Source organism: Vulgatibacter incomptus (genome assembly GCF_001263175.1).
GTDB classification, from domain to species: domain Bacteria; phylum Myxococcota; class Myxococcia; order Myxococcales; family Vulgatibacteraceae; genus Vulgatibacter; species Vulgatibacter incomptus.
In genome coordinates this window covers 3,220,729-3,239,588 of sequence record NZ_CP012332.1, presented here as the reverse complement: position 1 = coordinate 3,239,588, position 18,860 = coordinate 3,220,729, and the positions used below count along the sequence as shown (strand labels likewise).

General features: G+C 64.8%; 11 protein-coding genes and 1 pseudogene. 9 read left to right on the top strand and 3 right to left on the bottom strand.

Annotation, left to right across the window (positions count from 1 at the left end; translation table 11 throughout):
• Positions 1 to 39: 39 nt before the first annotated feature.
• The gene (locus AKJ08_RS13420) at positions 40 to 7,689 is read left to right on the top strand and encodes a SpvB/TcaC N-terminal domain-containing protein (RefSeq protein ID WP_240475340.1); all 7,650 of its coding nucleotides are present in this window, start codon (positions 40 to 42) and stop codon (positions 7,687 to 7,689) included.
• A gap of 149 nt (positions 7,690 to 7,838) precedes the next feature.
• On the top strand, positions 7,839 to 8,336 hold the full coding sequence (locus tag AKJ08_RS19390; RefSeq protein ID WP_157370675.1) for a hypothetical protein: 498 nt from the start codon (positions 7,839 to 7,841) through the stop codon (positions 8,334 to 8,336).
• 567 nt (positions 8,337 to 8,903) lie between these two features.
• Here the strand turns inward: AKJ08_RS19390 and AKJ08_RS13410 are convergent.
• Together AKJ08_RS13410 and AKJ08_RS13405 are read right to left on the bottom strand one after the other, a co-directional pair.
• Positions 8,904 to 9,176 (bottom strand): response regulator, encoded by a 273-nt coding sequence (locus AKJ08_RS13410; RefSeq protein ID WP_082343159.1) that lies wholly within the window; start codon positions 9,174 to 9,176, stop codon positions 8,904 to 8,906.
• 533 nt (positions 9,177 to 9,709) lie between these two features.
• Positions 9,710 to 9,985, bottom strand: coding sequence for a hypothetical protein (locus tag AKJ08_RS13405; protein ID WP_050726529.1), 276 nt, complete (start codon positions 9,983 to 9,985; stop codon positions 9,710 to 9,712).
• Between the two features lie 444 nt (positions 9,986 to 10,429).
• On the opposite strand from AKJ08_RS13405, the gene AKJ08_RS13400 reads away from it, so the two are divergent.
• From AKJ08_RS13400 to AKJ08_RS13395, 3 genes and pseudogenes are all read left to right on the top strand, one after another.
• On the top strand, positions 10,430 to 10,669 hold the full coding sequence (locus AKJ08_RS13400) for a hypothetical protein (protein WP_050726528.1): 240 nt from the start codon (positions 10,430 to 10,432) through the stop codon (positions 10,667 to 10,669).
• A 318-nt stretch (positions 10,670 to 10,987) separates the two neighbouring features.
• Positions 10,988 to 11,167 (top strand): annotated as a pseudogene (locus AKJ08_RS20925) (RHS repeat-associated core domain-containing protein); the annotation flags it as partial.
• A gap of 378 nt (positions 11,168 to 11,545) precedes the next feature.
• A complete protein-coding gene (locus AKJ08_RS13395) occupies positions 11,546 to 12,055 on the top strand; it encodes a hypothetical protein (RefSeq protein ID WP_050726527.1) in 510 nt (169 codons plus the stop codon).
• A gap of 10 nt (positions 12,056 to 12,065) precedes the next feature.
• Here AKJ08_RS13395 and AKJ08_RS13390 read toward each other — a convergent pair whose 3' ends face one another.
• Positions 12,066 to 12,521, bottom strand: a complete 456-nt coding sequence (locus AKJ08_RS13390) for a DNA-binding transcriptional response regulator (RefSeq protein WP_169788825.1) — start codon at positions 12,519 to 12,521, stop codon at positions 12,066 to 12,068.
• A 2,726-nt stretch (positions 12,522 to 15,247) separates the two neighbouring features.
• Between AKJ08_RS13390 and AKJ08_RS13385 the strand changes: the two genes are divergently transcribed.
• The 4 genes from AKJ08_RS13385 to AKJ08_RS13370 are packed head-to-tail and all read left to right on the top strand — an operon-like array spanning position 15,248 to position 18,808.
• Positions 15,248 to 16,234: an ATP-binding cassette domain-containing protein gene (locus AKJ08_RS13385; protein ID WP_050726525.1), complete on the top strand. Its 987-nt coding sequence runs from the start codon at positions 15,248 to 15,250 to the stop codon at positions 16,232 to 16,234.
• Positions 16,234 to 17,070 (top strand): ABC transporter permease, encoded by an 837-nt coding sequence (locus AKJ08_RS13380; protein WP_050726524.1) that lies wholly within the window; start codon positions 16,234 to 16,236, stop codon positions 17,068 to 17,070. Before AKJ08_RS13385 ends, AKJ08_RS13380 begins: the two co-directional genes overlap by 1 nt.
• Complete coding sequence (locus AKJ08_RS13375; protein WP_050726523.1) at positions 17,067 to 17,741, top strand: response regulator transcription factor; 675 nt, start codon at positions 17,067 to 17,069, stop codon at positions 17,739 to 17,741. Before AKJ08_RS13380 ends, AKJ08_RS13375 begins: the two co-directional genes overlap by 4 nt.
• Before the next feature lie 23 nt (positions 17,742 to 17,764).
• Entirely contained in the window at positions 17,765 to 18,808 is a 1,044-nt protein-coding gene (locus tag AKJ08_RS13370; protein ID WP_157370674.1) for a sensor histidine kinase, read from the top strand.
• Positions 18,809 to 18,860: the final 52 nt, after the last annotated feature.

Genomic DNA, 18,860 nt, shown 5'->3' with positions numbered 1-18,860 from the left:
ACGATATCCCTTCCCACGGGCGGCGGCGCCATTCGGGGGATGGGTGAGAAATTCGCGGCCAACCCGGTCACGGGCACTGGCTCGATGACGGTTCCGATCCCGACGAGCCGTGGTCGATCAGGGTTCGGCCCACAGCTCGAACTGACCTACGATTCTGGAGCTGGCAATGGCCCCTTTGGTTTCGGTTGGTCGCTGTCGCTCCCATCCATTACCCGCAAGACCGACAAGAGGCTACCTCAGTATGACGACGCCGCTGAGTCGGACGTCTACGTCCTCTCTGGCGCCGAAGACCTGGTGCCCGCCCTCGAGGCGGATGGAACCAGGACCGAGGACGGAGTAAGCGCCCCGGGCTTTACGATTCATCGCTACTGCCCGCGCGTCGAGGGACTCTTTGCCCGCATCGAGCGATGGGCGAATCAGGATACGGGAGAGATTCACTGGCGCTCGATCTCGCGCGACAACATCACGACCCTCTATGGCCTCGAGAACGACTCTCGCATCTCCGATCCATCGGAGCCCGATCCGACTCATCCGACGCGAGTTTTCAGCTGGCTCATCTGTGCGAGCTACGATGACAAGGGCAACGCGATCGTCTATGAGTACGCGGCCGAAAACGATGCCGGGGTCGATCGAGCACTGGCCAACGAGCGCAATCGCGTCGGTACGGCAAATCGCTACTTGAAGCGGGTCAGGTACGGGAACCGGGTGTCACGCCTCGTTCAGCCGGATCTCTCACGCGTTCCCTGGCTCTTCGAGGTGGTGTTTGACTACGATGAAGGCCATTACGAAGAGCTTCCGCTCGCCCAGACGCAGCCTGCCGATGCGCAACACCAGCTCGTCAATGCCTCATGGAAGACAGACGGCGTTTGGTCGGTGCGGCCGGACCCGTTCTCGTCGTACCGAGCGGGCTTCGAGGTCCGTTCGCACCGGCGATGCCGGCGAGCCCTCATGTTCCATCGATTTCCCGAGCTAAATCAGGATCGGCTCGCGGAGCTTGGTGACGAGCCTTGCCTGGTTCGCTCCATTGAGTTCGAGTACAACGATCTGGACTACTCGAGTTCTCCGGCGATCGATGCTGAGCTCGGCCACCAGGGGAGCACGCGGTTCGCCTCGTTCATTCAGTCCATCGAGCAGTCGGGGTATGTGCGCGATGGGCGGGCGGTCGTCGAACGCGGGGGTGTCAAGTACATCAGCTACTTGAAGAGGTCGCTGCCGCCGCTCGAGTTCGAGTATAGCAAGGCAAAGATTCAAGATGAGATTCGGGACCTCGACGCCGATTCCTTGGAGGATTTGCCTATTGGTGTCGACGGCTCCACCTACCAGTGGGTCGACCTCGATGGAGAGGGCGTCTCGGGGATCCTGACGGCACAGGCGGGGGCGTGGTTCTACAAGCCCAATCTTGGTGAAGGTCGCTTCGGTGCGCCTCAGGTCGTTCGCACGAATCCGTCGCTGTTCGCGATGGCGGGTGGCGGCACCCAGTTTCTCGACCTTTCGGGTGATGGCCAGCTCGATGTGGTGTCATTCGGAGGCCCAACGCCGGGCTTCTATGAGCGGACCCAGGACGCGAACTGGACGACGTTTCGCCCGTTTCGATCCCTGCCGAACCTTCGTTGGGACGACCCCGACTTGCGCTTCGTCGATCTCGATGGAGACGGCCACGCGGACATCCTGATCACCGAGGACGACGTCTTCACGTGGTATCCTTCCCTCGCTGGGGACGGATTCGGTCCAGCGCGCAAGGTCCATCCGCCGCACGACGAGGAGCGCGGGCCGCGCTTGGTGCTCTCTGACCAGACGCAATCGATCTTTCTCGCCGATCTCAGCGGCGATGGTCTCACCGACTTGGTGCGGATTCGAAACGGTGAGGTCTGCTATTGGCCGAATCTCGGATATGGGCGTTTCGGCGCAAAAGTGACCATGGACGATGCGCCATCGTTCGACAACCCGGACCAGTTCGATCAGCGGCGAGTTCGGCTCGCGGACGTCGATGGATCGGGAGCGACCGACATCATCTACCTGCATCGCGACGGCGCACGCATCTATTTCAACCTGTCGGGCAATGGCTGGAGCAAGGCTAGGCATCTTCCAACCTTCCCGCGCATCAGCAATCTCTCGACGATATCGACTGCCGATCTGCTCGGAAACGGAACGGCGTGCTTGGTCTGGTCCTCGCCGCTACCCGGCGACAGGCGACGTCCGCTCCGATACATCGACCTCATGGGTGGGCAGAAGCCGCATCTGCTGGTGCGCTCGACCAACAACCTCGGCGCAGAAATGATCGTCGAGTACGCGTCCTCCACGACGTTCTACTTGGCGGACAAGGCTGCGGGCCAGCCGTGGATCACACGGCTGCCGTTTCCGGTGCACGTCGTCGAGCGAGTGGCGACCTTCGATGGAATCAGCGGCAATCGGTTCGTAACCTCGTACGTGTACCACCACGGATACTTCGACGGCGTGGAACGGGAGTTCCGTGGCTTCGGGATGGTCGAGCAGAAGGACACCGAGGAGTTCGCGGCCTTCGCCGAGGGCGTGCAGCTCGGAGCGACCAACGTCGACGTGGCTTCGCACGTCCCGCCGGTGTTGACGAAGACCTGGTTTCACACGGGTATCTACGTGGGGCGGGATCGCGTCTCCGACTTCTTTGCTGGTCTCCTCGACGACGACGACTTCGGCGAATACTACCGTGAGCCGGGGCTAAACGATGATCAGGCGCGAGAGCGGCTGCTTCCGGGCACGGTCCTGCCGGATGGGCTGACGATCGAGGAGGAGCGTGAGGCGTGCCGGGCGCTCAAGGGCATGATGCTCCGTCAGGAGGTGTACGCCCTCGACGCCGATGAGAACTCCCCAGCCGAGGTGAAGGTGCGGGCGGCGACGCCCTATACGGTCGTCGAGCAGGATTTTACGGTCGCACCTGTCCAGCGAAGGCGGGGCAATCGCCACGCGGTCTTCTTCACTCATCCCCGTGAGGTCCTCACCTATCACTACGAGCGCAATTCCGTTGACCCTCGTGTCAACCACGCGCTCACGCTTGAGGTCGATGCCTTCGGCAATGTCCTCAAGTCTCTCGCCATCGCCTATGGCCGGCGCACGCCGTCCGCGGACCCGGCACTCACGGCCGAGGACAAGGCCAAGCAGTCTGGGCGGCTCATCACCTACACCGAGAGCGCCTACACGCAGAACGAGGTCCCCGATACGGTTCTGGCGGCCGGGCATCACCGCGCGCCTGTCCCAGCCGAGTCCTGTACCTACGAACTGACGGGCTTCGCGCCGGAGACGGGGGACCGGTTCAGCTTCGAGGAGTGGACTCGGGGTGGCTTCGCGCTGCTCGCGTCTGCAGCGGAGATCGCCTTCGAGCTCGAGGCCAACGTCACCCGGAAGCAGAAGCGGCTCATCAAGCACGAGCGGACGCTCTACCGGAAAGACGACCTTAGCGCTCTGTCGCCACTCGGCAAGGTCGAGGCGAAGGCCTTGGCGGGCGAGGCGTACAAGCTGGCGTTGACGCCTTCACTCGTGGCTCACGTCTTCACCAGAAGGCAGCCCGGCCAGCCCGACGAGGCGCTGCTACCGACCCCGAGCGCGCTGCTCGAAGGAAAAGGAATCGATCAAGGTGGGTACGTCGCGTGGGACGGCGGCTGGTGGATCCCGTCCGGTCGGGTCTTCTTCGACCCGGGAGCGAACACGACCACCCGTTCGGTCACCGCGGCCGCCGAGCTGAGCACGGCGCGTCAGCACTTCTTCGTCCCGCGGAAAGTCGCGGACGCCTTCGGCCAGATGGCGTCGATCGACCACGACCCCTACGACCTGCTCGTCACTCGGACCACCGACGCGGTTGGAAACTCTGTTTCGGCCGCGTACGATTACCGCGTGCTGCAGCCTCGAGAGATTACGGATCCCAACCGCAACCGCACGGCGTCTGCGTTCGATGCGCTGGGGATGGTGGTCGCGACTGCGGTGATGGGCAAGGCCGGGCAGTCGCTGGGCGACCGGCTCGAGGGCTCCGCCGCGGATCCTACGCTGGCCCAGCTCCGCGCGTTCATCGCCGATCCTCGAGCAGAGGCCGCCTTGCTCCTGGGCGAGGCCACCACCCGCATCGTCTACGATCTTGATCGCTACTGGCGGGCCGGGCAGCCTCCCTTCGCCAGCACGCTCGCGCGCGAGACCCACTTCGAGCCGGCGCGCGACGGGCTCACAAGGATCCAGCTCAGCTTCTCCTTCTCGGACGGGTTCGGCCGTGAGCTCCAGAAGAAGGTCCAGGCCGAGGCCGGCAACGCGCCCAGGCGTGGGGCGCTTGTGAAGTTGCCGAGCGGCGAGGTTCGCCCGGGCGAGCTCGTTCGCGACGCGCAAGGCAGCGTCGAGGAAGGGAGCACTGCCCTGCGCTGGGTGGGCACGGGGCGCACGGTCTTCAACAACAAGGGCAAGCCGGTCAAGCAGTACGAGCCGTTTTTCAGCGCGACCCACCTCTACGAGCGCGAGCCGGAGGTCGCTGAGACCGGGGTCAGCCCCGTGCTCTTCTACGATCCGGTCGAGCGCGTCGTCGCCACGCTGCATCCCAACCACTCCTACGAGAAGGTCGTCTTCGACCCTTGGCAGCAGACGACCTTCGACGTGAACGACACGGTTGCATCGAGCGGCAGCCAGACCGGCGATCCGCGCACCGACCCTGACATCGGGGACTACGTGCGGGCGTACTTCGAGACCCAGCCGGCGGGTTGGCAGACGTGGCACGCGCAGCGGATCGGCGGCGCGATGGGCGCGGCCGAGCGGGATGCGGCTTTGAAGGCGGAGGCGCATGCAGACACGCCGACCACGGCTCACCTCGACGTTCTCGGCCGTGTCTTCCTCACCCTCGCGCACAATAAAGTCGTCTGCCCCGGCCACGCGCTCGACGGCACGGTCGACCGCTTCGCGATCCGGGTCGACCTGGACATTGAGGGCAACGAGCGGGCCGTGCGCGACGCCGTCAAGAAGGCGGTCGACCCGCAGGGCAACCCGATAGTCGACGAGCGCGGGCGCGCCGTGATGCGCTACGCCTACGACCTCCTCGGCAACCGGGTCCACCAAGCGAGCATGGAGGGTGGCGAGCGCTGGACGCTGAGCGACGCGACTGGGCAGCCCATCCGCGGGTGGGACAGCCGGGGTTTCGTGCGTCGCGTGACCTACGACGAGCTTCGCCGCCCCACGGGGCTCTTCGTGAAGGAGAGCGGGCCTGAGCGGCTCGCGGAGCGCACGGTCTACGGCGAAGGGCAGGGCGACGCCGCCAACCACCGGGGGCGGGTCTTCCGGCAGTCCGACGCCGCAGGCGTGGTCACCTGCGTCGCGTACGACTTCAAGGGGAACCTGCTCGAGCAGCGGCGAGAGCTGCTTCCCGCATACAAGGTCGCGGTCGATTGGCTGCAGAACCCCGCGGCGACCGATGGCGCCTTCACGAGCCGCAAGACCTTCGATGCGCTGAACCGCCCGCTTACCGCCACCTCACCCGACCAGAGCGTATATCGTCCCACCTTCAACGAGGCAAACCTCCTCGACAAGGTGGACGTGCACCTCCGCGGTGCCACCGCGGGAACGGCCATTGTCACGAACATCGACTACAACGCGAAGGGACAGCGCGAGCGGATCGAGTACGGAAACGGTGCGGCCACTGCCTACGAGTACGACCCGTTCACCTTTCGCCTCGCGCGCCTGCGGACGACCCGCCCCGCAAGTCCCGATGCCACCGCGTCGCAGCTCTTCCACGACCATTCTGTGGTGCAGGACCTGCGCTACTCCTACGATCCGGTGGGCAACCTCACACGGATCGAGGACGCCGCGCTCAAGACCCTGATCCACAGCGGTCAAAGCGTCGAGCCTGTCAGCGCGTTCACCTACGACGCCGTCTACCGCCTCATCGAGGCCCAGGGACGCGAGCACATCGGACAGAACGCGTTCGACTTCAGCCCGCCCAACGGCGACTTCCGTGACCATCCCTTCGCCGGCAATCGAGCGCATCCCAACGACCTGCAAGCGCTCCGCAACTACACCGAGCGCTACGAGTACGATCCCGTCGGCAACTTCGAGGCGCTCGTCCACCGGTTCAGCGGCGGCGGGTGGACCCGCAGCTACGGGTACGAGGAGGACAGCCTGCTCGAGGCGGGCAAGCAGAGCAACCGGTTGACGAGGACCACCGTCGGCAACGGAGTCAGCCAGGTCGAGCCCTACACACACGACGACCACGGCAACATGACCTCGATGCCTCACCTCGCTGCCATGGTCTGGGGTTTCAAGGATGAGCTGCAGCAGGTCGACCTGGGAGGCGGCGGCAAGGCGTATTACGTCTACGACGGCACTGGGCAGCGGTTGCGGAAGGTCATTGAGTCGCAGAACGGCGCCAGGCAGAAGGAGCGGCTGTACCTCGACGGCTTCGAGATCTACCGTGAGTACACCGGCAGCGGCGTCAGCCTCGAGCGCGAGTCGCTGCATATCGCGGATGACCAGCAGCGAATCGCGCTCGTCGAGACCCAGACTGTCCAGATCGGAAGTCCGGTCAGCGTCCCTGCTGCCATGCTGCGGTACCAGCTTGGGAACCACCTCGGCTCATCAGCGGTCGAGCTCGACGGCAACGGAGCGTTGATCGCCTACGAAGAGTACCACCCTTACGGAACGACGTCCTTCCAGGCTGGCCGAAGCGCTGTCGAGGTGAGCCTCAAGCGGTACCGATTTACGGGAAAGGAGCGGGACGAGGAGACGGGGCTTTCCTACTTTGGAGCGCGGTACTACGTGCCGTGGTTCGCCAGATGGGCGGCTTGCGACCCGAAGGGGTTTGTAGACGGCACCAACCTGTACGTGTACGTGAGAAATAATCCCCTTAACCGCCGCGATCTGACGGGAGCACAAAGCCAACCTGAACCTGAAACAACCCAGCGCGACCCCGCAGCCAAAGATACGTCGAGCAAGGACGCGTTCCGCGCAAAGCTCACCGGGTATATGGATAAGCGGCAGGCGGAATTCAAAAAGGGCCTTCAACACCACCGAGACTCCGCCGCACGCAAGGGCCAAAAATTTAAGGATGAGGACGATACCTACTATAAGGCGATCCAGGAATGGAAGTCATTGCGACAAGAGTTGGAGTCTGCGTTCGAGGCCGCCGAAAATGTGCCGGCTGAAGATCTGCTGACATTGGCCAATGTCATCGTCAACGAGGCCGGAACCAAGAATCACGAAGCAAAGCTTGCCATCGCCTATGCGTGGATGAACCGAGTGGAGCAGTTTGGCGGCTCCCTCGAGCCGAATCCGCGCGAGGTTTCCCACTATCGAAAGCTCAGTGAGCGATGGGCGCAGTATGAGAAGGACCCTTCCAGCGCAAAGACTTTTCTCATTCAGTTCACGCAGAGTCTTCGTGCTGCCACCTCTCGGCTATCGGACCAGAATCCAAAAGCAAATGATCCGACTCGCGACAGTCACGGTAACGGCGCAACCCACTGGGTGAGTCCGGTAAAGGGCCCCAGGGGCCTCCCTGAGTACACGGGACAAGAGGATCGCTACTCGCGCGACTATGGTAAGTACAAGAACATGGCTTTCCCGCTTTGGTCGAAACCTGCACCTGGTGATAGAGCGAGCGTTCTCCCTGGGCCTGAGGAAATTGTAGCGCGCGGAGTTCCTGGTGAGGACTTTCTCTTTTATTCTGGGGTCCGCAGCAGAAGGAGGAAGGATTGATGCGTAATTGTTTTCTGTTTGGCTTCGGTTGGTGGCTCTCGATTGTAGGCTTGGTCGGATGCGCAGGTGCAAAGAGCGTCGGGCCGGCAGTACGCGAGGCAGGTGCCTTGCCGTCGGTGCTCGGCGGTGGACGGTGTAGGCGAATCGAAGTGCGCCATGTCGACGCTGACTGGGTCGCGGGTGGCTTTCGAGCAAAACATTCCAGAATCGTCCGTCATGAGCCAGGTGTTCCGCCTTCGGAGTTCGAGCAAGTGTTTGATGCGAGCGCCTTTCGATATAAAAAGCCGGAGGAAGGTAGTGAATGCAGTGAGAGATATGTGGCTGATGTGGACGACGTCTACCTCCAGTCGGCGGCGAACGGTCGAATTGCGTATACCTGGGAAGGCATGGGAGTTCGCGACCCAAGATCGTTTGCGATGATTGGGTGTGGCTACGGGGTTGATTCAGCCCGAGTCTACTATCGCTGGGAGGCTTGGAGTAATGAGGACGAGATGGCGGTCGCGGACAGGTCATCGTTTCAGGTCTTGGCCTGCTCCTGCCGCGGCGGCGATCTCATCGTCGGTTATGACGGCTCGAGGCTCTTTTACGAAGGTCGGATCGTGGCCGTGACCGACATGGCTTCAATTTTGTCGGGACCATGCCTGTGAGCGTGGGTCCAGACCGATGAAGTTGGCCTCCGCGGTTTCAGCGCTCGCCAGGAATGACCCCAGGGAGCGCTGGACCCGGCAGCCTATCCGCGCGTAGGACAGCCGGCGCTTCGAGCGTCGGGTGTCCTACGACGAGCGTCGCCGACCTGCGGGGCTCTTCGTGAAGGAGAGCGGGTTCGAACGGCCGGCCGAGCGCACGGCCTACGGCGAGGGAGGCCATTGCGCGGCGGTCGATAGGGACCTCCGCATGCCGCCGACGGTCCGCACTGTGCGAGTCTTTAGCAACCGGAGGATCTTGAACGGCAGCTCGGGAGGAGCGATCGTCCGGCGGCTTGCGGCAGGGCCCGGGGCGATCCTGGCTCGCGTCCGTGAACGAGCCTTTCTTATATCGGAAGCGATCGGCGTCGAAGAGATCGGCCTGCGCGCTGTTGATCGCGACGATGGGCCCCGAGGCCGCGGGTGCTCTCCTGGTGAAGCGCCCGTGCGATCAGCTTCTTGCCAGCGTCGCTCTCGCCGGTGACGAGGCCGCTCTCTCCGGTGGGTTTTGCCTTCCGATCCGCGGGCTTCTCAAGGGCGGTGCCCTGCCGCCATCCCGAGCGGGGCGGCGCCGATGGTCGCCTTGTGGTTCGCCGCTAGCCGACTGGCGATGGCGTCCTTGATGAGCGGGAGGAGGGCAGGGGCGTCGACCGGCTTCCGGACGAAGTTGATGGCGCCGAGGTGAATGGCCTCGGCGCCGGCGGCGATGATGCGGTGGCCGGCGACGACGATCACGCGGGTGGGAGTCCCTCGAGAGCGGCGGAGCACCTCGAGGCCGTCAAGATCGCTGAGCTGGAGATCCAGCTTCGTGGTGCGACGGACACATGACGCGCTTCAGCGGCCGCCACACTTCTCGGTGTCCTCGCCCACGACGGCCGGGTGCCTCGTCGAGCGCACAGTCGATGGTGAGCTACATTCCCAGGCGTTCGCGCTAAACGCCCGAGGCCAAATCTACGTGGCACTCGAGAGCGGAGGCGGCGTCTACAACGCGGCCTTCGACTTCAAGGGCAATCTACTCGAATGCCAGCGCCGCCTTGCAGCGACTACCGTTCGGCTCCGAACTGGAACGCCTTCGGCACGCGAACGAACGTTTCAGCGATTCGCGCGGCGGCCGACACAGTCCTCGGGGAGTCCCTCTCGACGCATACCTCCTATGACGCGCTCATCCGAGTCCATCTCCCGCGTTACACCCGGACAACAGCAAAACCCGCCTCGTTAATAACGAATCGAACCTTCTCGAGCGTGCCGAGGTGCGGTCTTCGGTAGTCAAGCAGGAGCCGCAGCCAGGACGCTCGCGAGCATAACGTGCGGCGCTCGGGACCGGCAGGTAGGCGCAGCTACTCCGGGCCCCATGTTCCACCGGCGCCGTGATACGTATCAACGGACAGCATGTAGCGTGCCCCGTCTCTTGGCGCACGGAAGCGGAGTTCGATGTAGTCCGGCCAAGGGCCGGCCTCTTCAATGTCTTCGACGGATGAGTCGGTTGCAAATGGGGATGGATCCGGGCGAATCTGCTCAATGTATCCGGCCGCGACAGCCTGCTTGAGCTCCTGAAGGATGTAGACAAGCTCCGCCGGCGTCCGGATCGCTTTCGAGGACGGCACATTACTCATGGGACCATCCATGCAGGATTAACCCGCGGAATAGAGACTTGGCTGCCACCGTCGACGAGACCACCCTGCGCTGCCGCTGCGCCTTCATAAATCGTCGTGCCCGCCGGAACGCTGATCGTCGTGACCTGACTCGCAGTGTTGCTCCAGTCCGGACGTAGAGCAAGGGGTTACGAACAAAGCGGGCTCATCGAAGCCGGAGTGCCGGTCCTGAAGCGCAGTGCTGGTCCCTTGAGAACGCCCTGGGCCCCGGCTACGTTGCAAAGTACGGAATCCCGGCTAAGAATGTTGCGTTCGACCTCGTGGAGACAGCGACCCTGCGGCCTGGCACGCTGTTCGTCGCACGGGAAGCTCCAGGTCGCGGTGCGAATGGTGGCGGCGCAATCGAGACCGTGATTAATCTCGAAAGTGTTTCAATGCGTGGTTTCTTGATTCGGTGATGGTTTGATGATCATAGTCAGCAACCAGGAGCTGTTCGCTCTCGTACGGGAACTCGCGGATATTCTGCGTGACGAGGGCGCCGAAGAGCTCGCGGATGTACTTTCCGACGCCCTTTCCATCAGCTCGCTTCCAGGGGAGATTCTCGGCGAAATTCGCGTCGCCCTCAGGCGGGTCCGCGAGGATGCGCTCTACAAGAGAATCGACGTTCGACGGCCGGTGGATGGCGGTATCGCCTATGTGGACTGAGTGCTCGGAGGATAGTTGACTGGTTCTTGCACCATCGCCCGTAACGAATGTCAGTGTCGTCGATGTCATCATATTTCCCGCCATCCCGCACGCCGCCGGTTCCCGAGCAGATCGACTTGCGCTCCGTCTTTAGGAGGATGCTAATTAACTCAGTCCAGGAACGAATCGCGCGTTCCGAGGAGGACGATTCACGGGACGTCGGCTTCGCCGTGTCCCCGCCCTGCGGCCGCGTCGTGTCCCGGGACAACCTACAGGGAGTATTTTCCGTTCGGGTGAACTTCGTTTAAGACCGTCAGACCTGGCCTCGAAGCAGTCCCTAAGCGGTACCGCTACACGAGCAAGGAGCGCGATGAGGAGGCGGGGCTGTACTCCTACGAAGTTCGGTACTGCGGACCGTGGCTCGGTCGCTGGACGAGCCGCGACCCTGCGGGCTTTATGGACTGCCTTGTCGCCTGCCCCAACAACTACCAGCGCGGTTGCCGCAGGGGCCGAAGGTAGCGCGGCCGCTGCGAGCATGATAGCTGCCGGGGTTGTTGGGATTGAAGCGGCGGAGACCGTAGCGGCAGGGGGGCCAGGGCGACTCGTGGTGCAGTTCGCCCGGTCGCGAGCAGGCCACATCCTCCGCGAGGCGGCCGCGCACGTGAACGCTGCACCGGCAGGATCTCAGGCGCGATTCGCTCGCCTGTTCGAGGAAGTCGCGTTGAGCCCAGCGAACCTCCGCGCTGACGCTGTCAAAGCGGGCATAGTCACACCGCACACCGCTGAGGCGGGCGTACATGCGTTCACATGGACCGGCAGAACCGGTCAGGCCTGGGCTTCTGTCCGCAACGGCCTGCTCCAGAACGCGGGCATTAACCGCATCACCGGAGCGTTCCGATGACATTTCAGGATGCCCTCATCGCTGACCGAGCAGGGGATCTCCAGCTCGCTGCATCTCGCTACGAAGAGTTGATCTCGCAGGAGGAAGCACCATTTGCCGTTTTGATGAACCTCGCTGTTTTGTATTGGCAGGCGACGGATCCCGGGATGGTTGGCGCGAAGAGCCTCACTCCCAACTTCTCCGCAACGGCGAGCCGACGGATTCCCGAACTATTAACGGAAGCTGAACGCCGGTTCTCGGGGCGATCCGAGCCTCGGTTCTGGAGGCGGTACATCGACTGGGCCGATCTCGGAGATCCGTTTTGCGTTGACGAGTGTTTCGAGTTTCTTCTCGAGGACCCGGAAAGTCTCGTCCCTGCGATGCACATCTTCGCCTTCAGCCGTGGAAAGGATGCTGAGTCAGAGGCGATTGAGTTGCTGCAGCAATGCCGGGATGACATGACAACGCGTTCGCGGTACATTGCTTCCGTCATCGAGGGTGTCCTGCGACGGTCGGCTCGACGTTGAACGGTGCCGCTCAGGTTCGCTCATCAGTACGTGGACGGCCTGCGCGCAGTTGATCGCGACGAAGGGCCCCGAGGCCGCGGGTGCTCTCCTGGTGGAGCGCCCGTGCGATCAGCTTCTTGCCAGCGTCGCTCTCGCCGGTGACGGCCGCTCTCACCGGTGGGCGTTGCCTTCCGATCCACGCGCTTTTCAAGGGTGGGGCTCCTGCCGGCCATCCCGAGCGAGGCGGCGTCGGTGGTCGCCTCGTGTTCGCCGCTGGCGGACTGGCGGCGGCGTCCTCGAGGAGCGGGAGGAGGGCAGGGGCGTCGACCGGCTTCTGGACGAATTTGGCGGCGACGAGGTGCATGGCCTCGACGGCGGCGACGATGCGGTAGCCGGTGACGACAATCACGCGAGTGGGAGTCCCTTGAGAGGGGCGGAGCACTTCGAGGCCGTCGAGATCGGAGACCTGGAGATCCAGCAGCGCCACGGGCACGGCCTGCGCGGAGCGCCTCGGCGGCCTCTTCGCCGTTCGAGACCTCCTCGACATGGAAGCGCAGGCGACCAAGGGCCTTCGACATGGCCAGGCGAAGGCCAACGTCATCGTTGGCAGAGGATACGCCCGGTCAACGGACGCGCTCGATTACTCGGTGGGAAACGGACCGTGGCTGCCTTCCGGAAAAAGCCCGCGCCCGAGGTCGAGTAGATGCGCTGGGGACGCTCCGGCAAATCAGGCCGGAGCGGCCTCCTCCTTCATGAACAAGTCCGTGTCCAGACTCCGTCGGTCGGTCCAGACGCTGGGAACCGCATCGCTACCGAGACGATCAGGCCGAACGCCGAAGCCCGATCCGGAACCATCCCGTCGCGCAGGTCCGGCGTTTGATCTCACCGTGCAGGCGCGATGACCGACTTCGCGCCCTGCTGCAGGCGGGCATCAAGCACAAGGTCGGCCGTGAGTACCGCTACCGTGTCAGACGCACCCTCGGTTTCTTTTCACTCAACTTGGGTCTCGTTCGCAAATACAGCCATCACCAAGGTCATCACCATCGATGAGGCATGTAGGTTCTTCCGCGCATCGCGGAAAGCCATGACGCTTGCAGATCGCTTGGCAATCAGCAGTGGTTTCTGAGCTCCGGGGGCGATAGAACGATTTGTTGCGGCAGACGGCGCGGTCGTAAGTTTGCGAGTGTGTGCACTCTGTGTCGCCTGTACATTTTTTCCCACAGGCGCCGCAGTTGTTGAGGTCCTCGAAGGGGTTGATGCACGTTCCGCCGCAGAAAATCTGGTCATTGTCGAAACAGGTGCATTGGCCCGCTGTAGAGCACTTTGCCTCGGGCCCGCACGAACCACAGGAGCCGCCGCAGCCGTCATCGCCGCACTCGCGACCGGCGCAGTTAGGTGCGCATGTGCAGCGACCCGTCTCGCAGCGCTGCGAGGCGCAGTTGGCGTCGCTCTCACATGGGTCCGCGGTCAGGCCTTTGGTCGGCAGGCACCGACGCGAACCGTCCACTGGCGCGCAGACGATGACATCTCCCGTAGGCACCTTCGCGCACCCGATCTCGACAGTGCACGCGGCGGTCGGAATGGCCTTGCAGGCCGCGCGCTCGAGATTGCACTCGCCGCTCGTGCAGTGGCGGTCCGCGCCACATTCCTCACCGTCACGTCGTTACCGCTCGGGATAGCAGGTCGCCTGGCTACGGCCGTCGAAAGCCGCGCAAAAGAGGCTTGCGCCGCAAGCGTCGACCCCCCGCTCCTCGCAGCATGGAGCCGAGAGCGGCTGGGTGAGGGGTAGTTCACATGCGCCGCCCCCTCCTCCTCCGCTCCCGCCCGAGCCGTTGCCGCTTCCGGTCCCATCGCAGGACACGAGAACGATCAACACGCCGATTATTCGTACCATCCGATTCATCGAATGCCTCCTCGCGTCTCTGATCGATTCGTCCAGCGGCGGTTAAGTGAGCCGGCTACCATCGACCACGTCGTTGTGCGCGGGTGTCAGGCTACTACATCGACCCTGTTCCTTAGAAGGCTACACGATTCGAAGACGATGGAGCGCCATGACCTCGTGATTGAGATCAACGGATTGTCTGCCCTGTGGTCGGGTAGAACGAGCCGGACTGGGCTCTGGTGCGCAGGAATCGCGCCCCGGTGCGACTGGCGAGCCTTGGAGAGGACCCGCAAGGTAAGGGGAGCGCCGGCGCTGGTGGTCCTCGACACCGCTCGACGATTCCTCCCGTTCGCTTCCCATCCACGGAGGCTCGAGTAGGGGTCCTGGTAGCAGCGCTCCCTGAAAAGCCGCGTTCTTCAGCAGCCTGCTAGGGCCCGCAGGTGAAGCGCGGCGGGGCGCTGGTGCACCTCATGTTCCCCTCGCACTGCTCATTGCCTACTTCGCAGACGGCAAGGCCTCGTTCGCAGACATCGTCCCAATCGCAAAAGTCGCTCTTCACGCCCTTGCAACGTTGGAACTCCAGATTGCAAGAGGTGTCCGTACAGTCCGAACTGGACGTGCAGGCGCCTCCGCCTCTGCCCGTGACCCGGAGGCACGATGCGTTGCCTTTGTCTCTGCTGCATTCGAACCGAGCGCCATCGAGTCCGTACGCGCATCCGATCGACCGATCGCACGCGAATGCTGGGGAACTCTTGCAGAGGCCCGCGTCCACGTTGCACTCGCCGCTCTGGCACTGAATGTCGGCGGTGCACGATGCCCGATCGGCCCGGGACCGTTCGACGTAACACGTGGGATGGATCCGATCGTCGAAGGCCGCGCAGAACAAGCCCGCTCCGCATGCATCGGGGCCATGGTCCGGGCAACACGGCGCGGACGTATTTTGGCCCATCGGGAGGTCCCGACAATCGGTCGAGGGAGAACCTCCGCCGCAGCCGGTCGAGGAGGGATCGTCACCACACGTGGACGGGGAAGAATCTCCCCCACAGGCGGTGGCCAGCGCGGCGAGGAGAATACCGAAGATGGGGGACCATCTGCGCATGGTGACTCCAAAGGCGTTTGTGTTAGAGCACTCTACACTGTGTAGCTCATGAAGTGGAATGCGAAAGTGGACTGCCGAGTGTCCCTGGGAAACTAGGAACGTCCCAAGAGGGTGAGGCCGCGGAAAGGCGTCCTCCTGCGCCAGCCCGCGCGCAGTTCGCAATGCGTTCACATTCGGCCTCTATCTTCGCTCGCGTCGGTCCGGCCAAGGGAGGCCGAAGGAGATCGAGGCGATGAGAACCGCGGTGAGGGAGAGCGAGTCGGCGATCCGGGTGGAGGGGCTCGAGAAGAGATTCGGGTCGACGGTCGCGCTCGCAGGCGTCGAGCTCGAGGTGAAGCGGGGGACGATTCTGGGTCTCCTGGGTCCGAACGGCGCCGGGAAGACGACGACGGTGCGGGTATTGACGACCCTGCTGCGCCCCGACGCGGGGCGTGCGGTGGTGGCGGGCTTCGACGTGGCCACCCACGCGCAGGAGGTGCGGCGGCGCATCGGTCTCGCCGGCCAGCAGGCCGCGGTGGACGAGTACCTCAGCGGCCGCGCGAACCTGGAGATGATCGGCAGGCTCTACCACCTGGGGGCGGCTGTGGCGCGGCGGCGGGCGGACGAGCTGATCGAGCGCTTCTCGCTCACCGATTCGGCGCACCGCATCGTGAAGACCTACTCGGGCGGCATGCGCCGCAGGCTGGACCTGGCGGCGAGCCTCGTGGCGGCGCCCGAGATCCTCTTCCTGGACGAGCCGACGACCGGACTCGATCCTCGCAGCCGGCGGGGGATGTGGGAGGTGATCGAGGAGCTGGTCCGCCGCGGGACCACCTTGCTCCTCACGACGCAGTACCTGGACGAGGCCGACCAGCTGGCGGACGAGATCGTGGTGATCGACACCGGTCGGGTGGTGGCCAAGGGCGAGCCGGAGCAGCTCAAGCGCCAGATCGGCGGCGAGCGCATCGATCTGCAGATCCGTGATGCGGCCCAGCTGGCAGGCGCGAGCCGCCTGCTCCGAGGGGCGATAGGCCGGGAGCCGGACGTCGACGCGGAGGCGAGGCGACTGACGGCGCCCGCGCCGGAGGGCGTGGCGCAGCTCCTCGCGGTGGCGCGCGCCCTCGAGTCGGCGGGCATCCAGGTCGAGGACCTGGCGCTGCGGCGGCCGACTCTCGACGAGGTGTTCATGAAGCTGACCGGTCACGCAGCGGTGGCGAACATGCCGGGGAGGGCCGCCTGATGTGGAAGATGGTCCAGATCGAGCCGCTCGAGGGCAGCGCCCTCTCGTGGGCGCTGGCGGACGCGTGGACGATCGCGAAGCGCAACCTCACGCACATTCGCCACATGCCCGAGAAGCTCGCCGACGTCACGGTGCAGCCCGTGATGTTCGTGCTGCTCTTCGCGTACGTCTTCGGGAGCGCCATCGTCATCCCGGGCGGGAATTACCGGGAGTTCCTGATGCCCGGCATCTTCACGCAGAGCGTGATCTTCGCGACGATGGGGATCATGAGCAGCATCGTCACCGACATGAGCACCGGAGTGATGGATCGCTTCCGGTCTCTGCCGATCTCGCGGTCGGCGGTGCTCGTGGGACACACGTTCTCTTCGCTGCTCGAGAGCCTGCTCGGCCTCACGGTGATGGTGATCTGCGGACTGATCGTGGGCTGGCGCGCCCACACGCCGCTCGCGAGCGTCCTGGGCGGGTTCGGGCTGCTCCTCTACATCGCCTTCGCGCTGAGCTGGATCGGCGTATACGTCGGGCTCTTCCTGCGGACGACGGAAGCGGCGCAGGGCGTGGGCTTCGTCGTGATCTTCCCGCTCACCTTCCTCGCGAACACCTTCGTGCCGACGAGTGGATTTCCTGCCTGGCTGCGCGCGATCGCTGACTGGAACCCGACGAGCGCCTTCGTCGCGGCGACCCGAGAGCTCTTCGGCAACGGCGTCGCCGTGGCACAGACGGAGACGGCGTGGCCCCTGCAGCACGCGGTGCCGGTCTCGATCGCGTGGTGCACGCTCGTCGTCGCGATCTTCCTGCCCCTCGCCGTCGGGCGCTTCCGCAGGGCGATGGCGTCGTGACCCGCGTGCTCGTGGTGGACGACGACCCGCACCTGCGGGAGCTCGTCAGGCACAACCTCTCGCGCGAGGGCTTCGCCGTCCGCGAAGCCTCGAATGGTGCGGCGGCCCTCGAGGCGCTCGAGACCTCCTCGGCGGACCTGGTCGTGGTGGACGTGATGATGCCGAAGATGGACGGCTTCGAGCTGTGCCGGGAGCTGCGCGAGTCGAACGGCCCTCCGGTGCTGATGCTGACGGCGCGCGGTGCGACCGCCGACAAGGTGCGGGGGCTCGGGCTCGGGGCCGACGACTACCTCGTGAAGCCCTTCGAGCCCGCGGAGCTCGTCGCGCGCGTGAAGGCGATCCTGCGGCGCTACCGCGTCGTGACCTCGAGCGAGCTCGAGGTCGGCCGGCTCGTCCTCGATCGCGCGGCCTTCGACGTCCGGTTCGAGGGCGCGCGCCTGACCCTGCCCCGCAAGGAGTTCGAGCTCCTCTTCCACCTCGCGGGCCAGGCGGGCCGCACGCTCACCCGCGACCACCTGATCGAGCAGCTCTGGGGCTTCGACTACGAGGGCGACGAGCGCACCGTCGACGTCCACGTGAAGCGCCTGCGCGATCGCTTTCCCGAGGAGCAAGCGGGCTTCCGAATCCGCACCATCCGCGGCCTCGGATATCGGCTGGAGAAGATCCCGTGAGTCGTCGACGACCGAGACATTTTGTGAAGGGCCTCTTGGGCATGGCGGCGGTCCTCGCCTTCGCCGCGGCCTGTTGGACCGGGGCGTTCCACCTCACGACCTGGGCCTTCGATTGGATCGCGGCCGACCCGGCGCCGCTCACGCGACAGCTCGCCACCGCCTTCACAGGCCTGCTGCTGATGATGTTCCCGCCGATGGTCGTGGGCGTCGTCCATCGGCCTCGCGAGATCGCGCGCTGGACGGCGGCGCTCAACGCGATCCGCCGCATCGGCAAGGGCGACTTCGGCGTGCGCATCGACCTGGGCGGCGCGCGCAACCGGCATCATCCCTTCGTCGGCCTGGCGGACGGCATCAACGACATGGCCGCCGAGCTCGGCCGCCTCGAGCAGATGCGGCAGGCCTTCATCTCCGACGTCTCCCACGAGCTCCAGAGCCCGCTCACCTCGATCGGCGGCTTCGCGAAGGCGGTGCGCGACGACGAGCTCTCGCCGGACGATCGCCGCCGCTACCTCGACATCATCGCGCTGGAGTCGGATCGGCTCTCGAGGCTGAGCGACGACCTGCTGCGCCTCACCGCCCTCGAGGCCGAGGGTCCGGAGCTGCGAAGGGAGCCGTTTCGGCTCGACGCACAGCTCCAGCGGGTGATCCTCGCCGCCGAGCCGCAGTGGGTCGCGAAGGGACTCGACGTGGAGGCGCAGCTCGAGCCGAACTTCCTCGTGGCCGACGAGGCGCTCCTCGAGCGGGTGTGGACGAACCTCGTCCACAACGCGGTGAAGTTCACTCCCGCTGGGGGGCGCGTCCTCGTCCGCTCGTGGACGCGGGACGGCGAAGCGGTCGTGGAGATCGTCGACACGGGGATCGGCATCGCTCTCGAGGATCAGCCCCGGGTCTTCGAGCGCTTCTTCAAGGCCGATCCGAGCCGCAACCGGGACGCCGGCGGCTCGGGGCTCGGTCTCGCTCTCGCGGAGAAGGTCGTCTCGCTCCACGGCGGGCGCATCGGGGTCCGGAGCGCGCCAGGGGAGGGCGCGACGTTCACGGTGACCCTGGCGAGCGCCCAGAGCGTGTGAAGAAATCGCCCCCGCGGCGCGGGAGCGGTTTCTTCAGCTCGCGCTTCGCGCG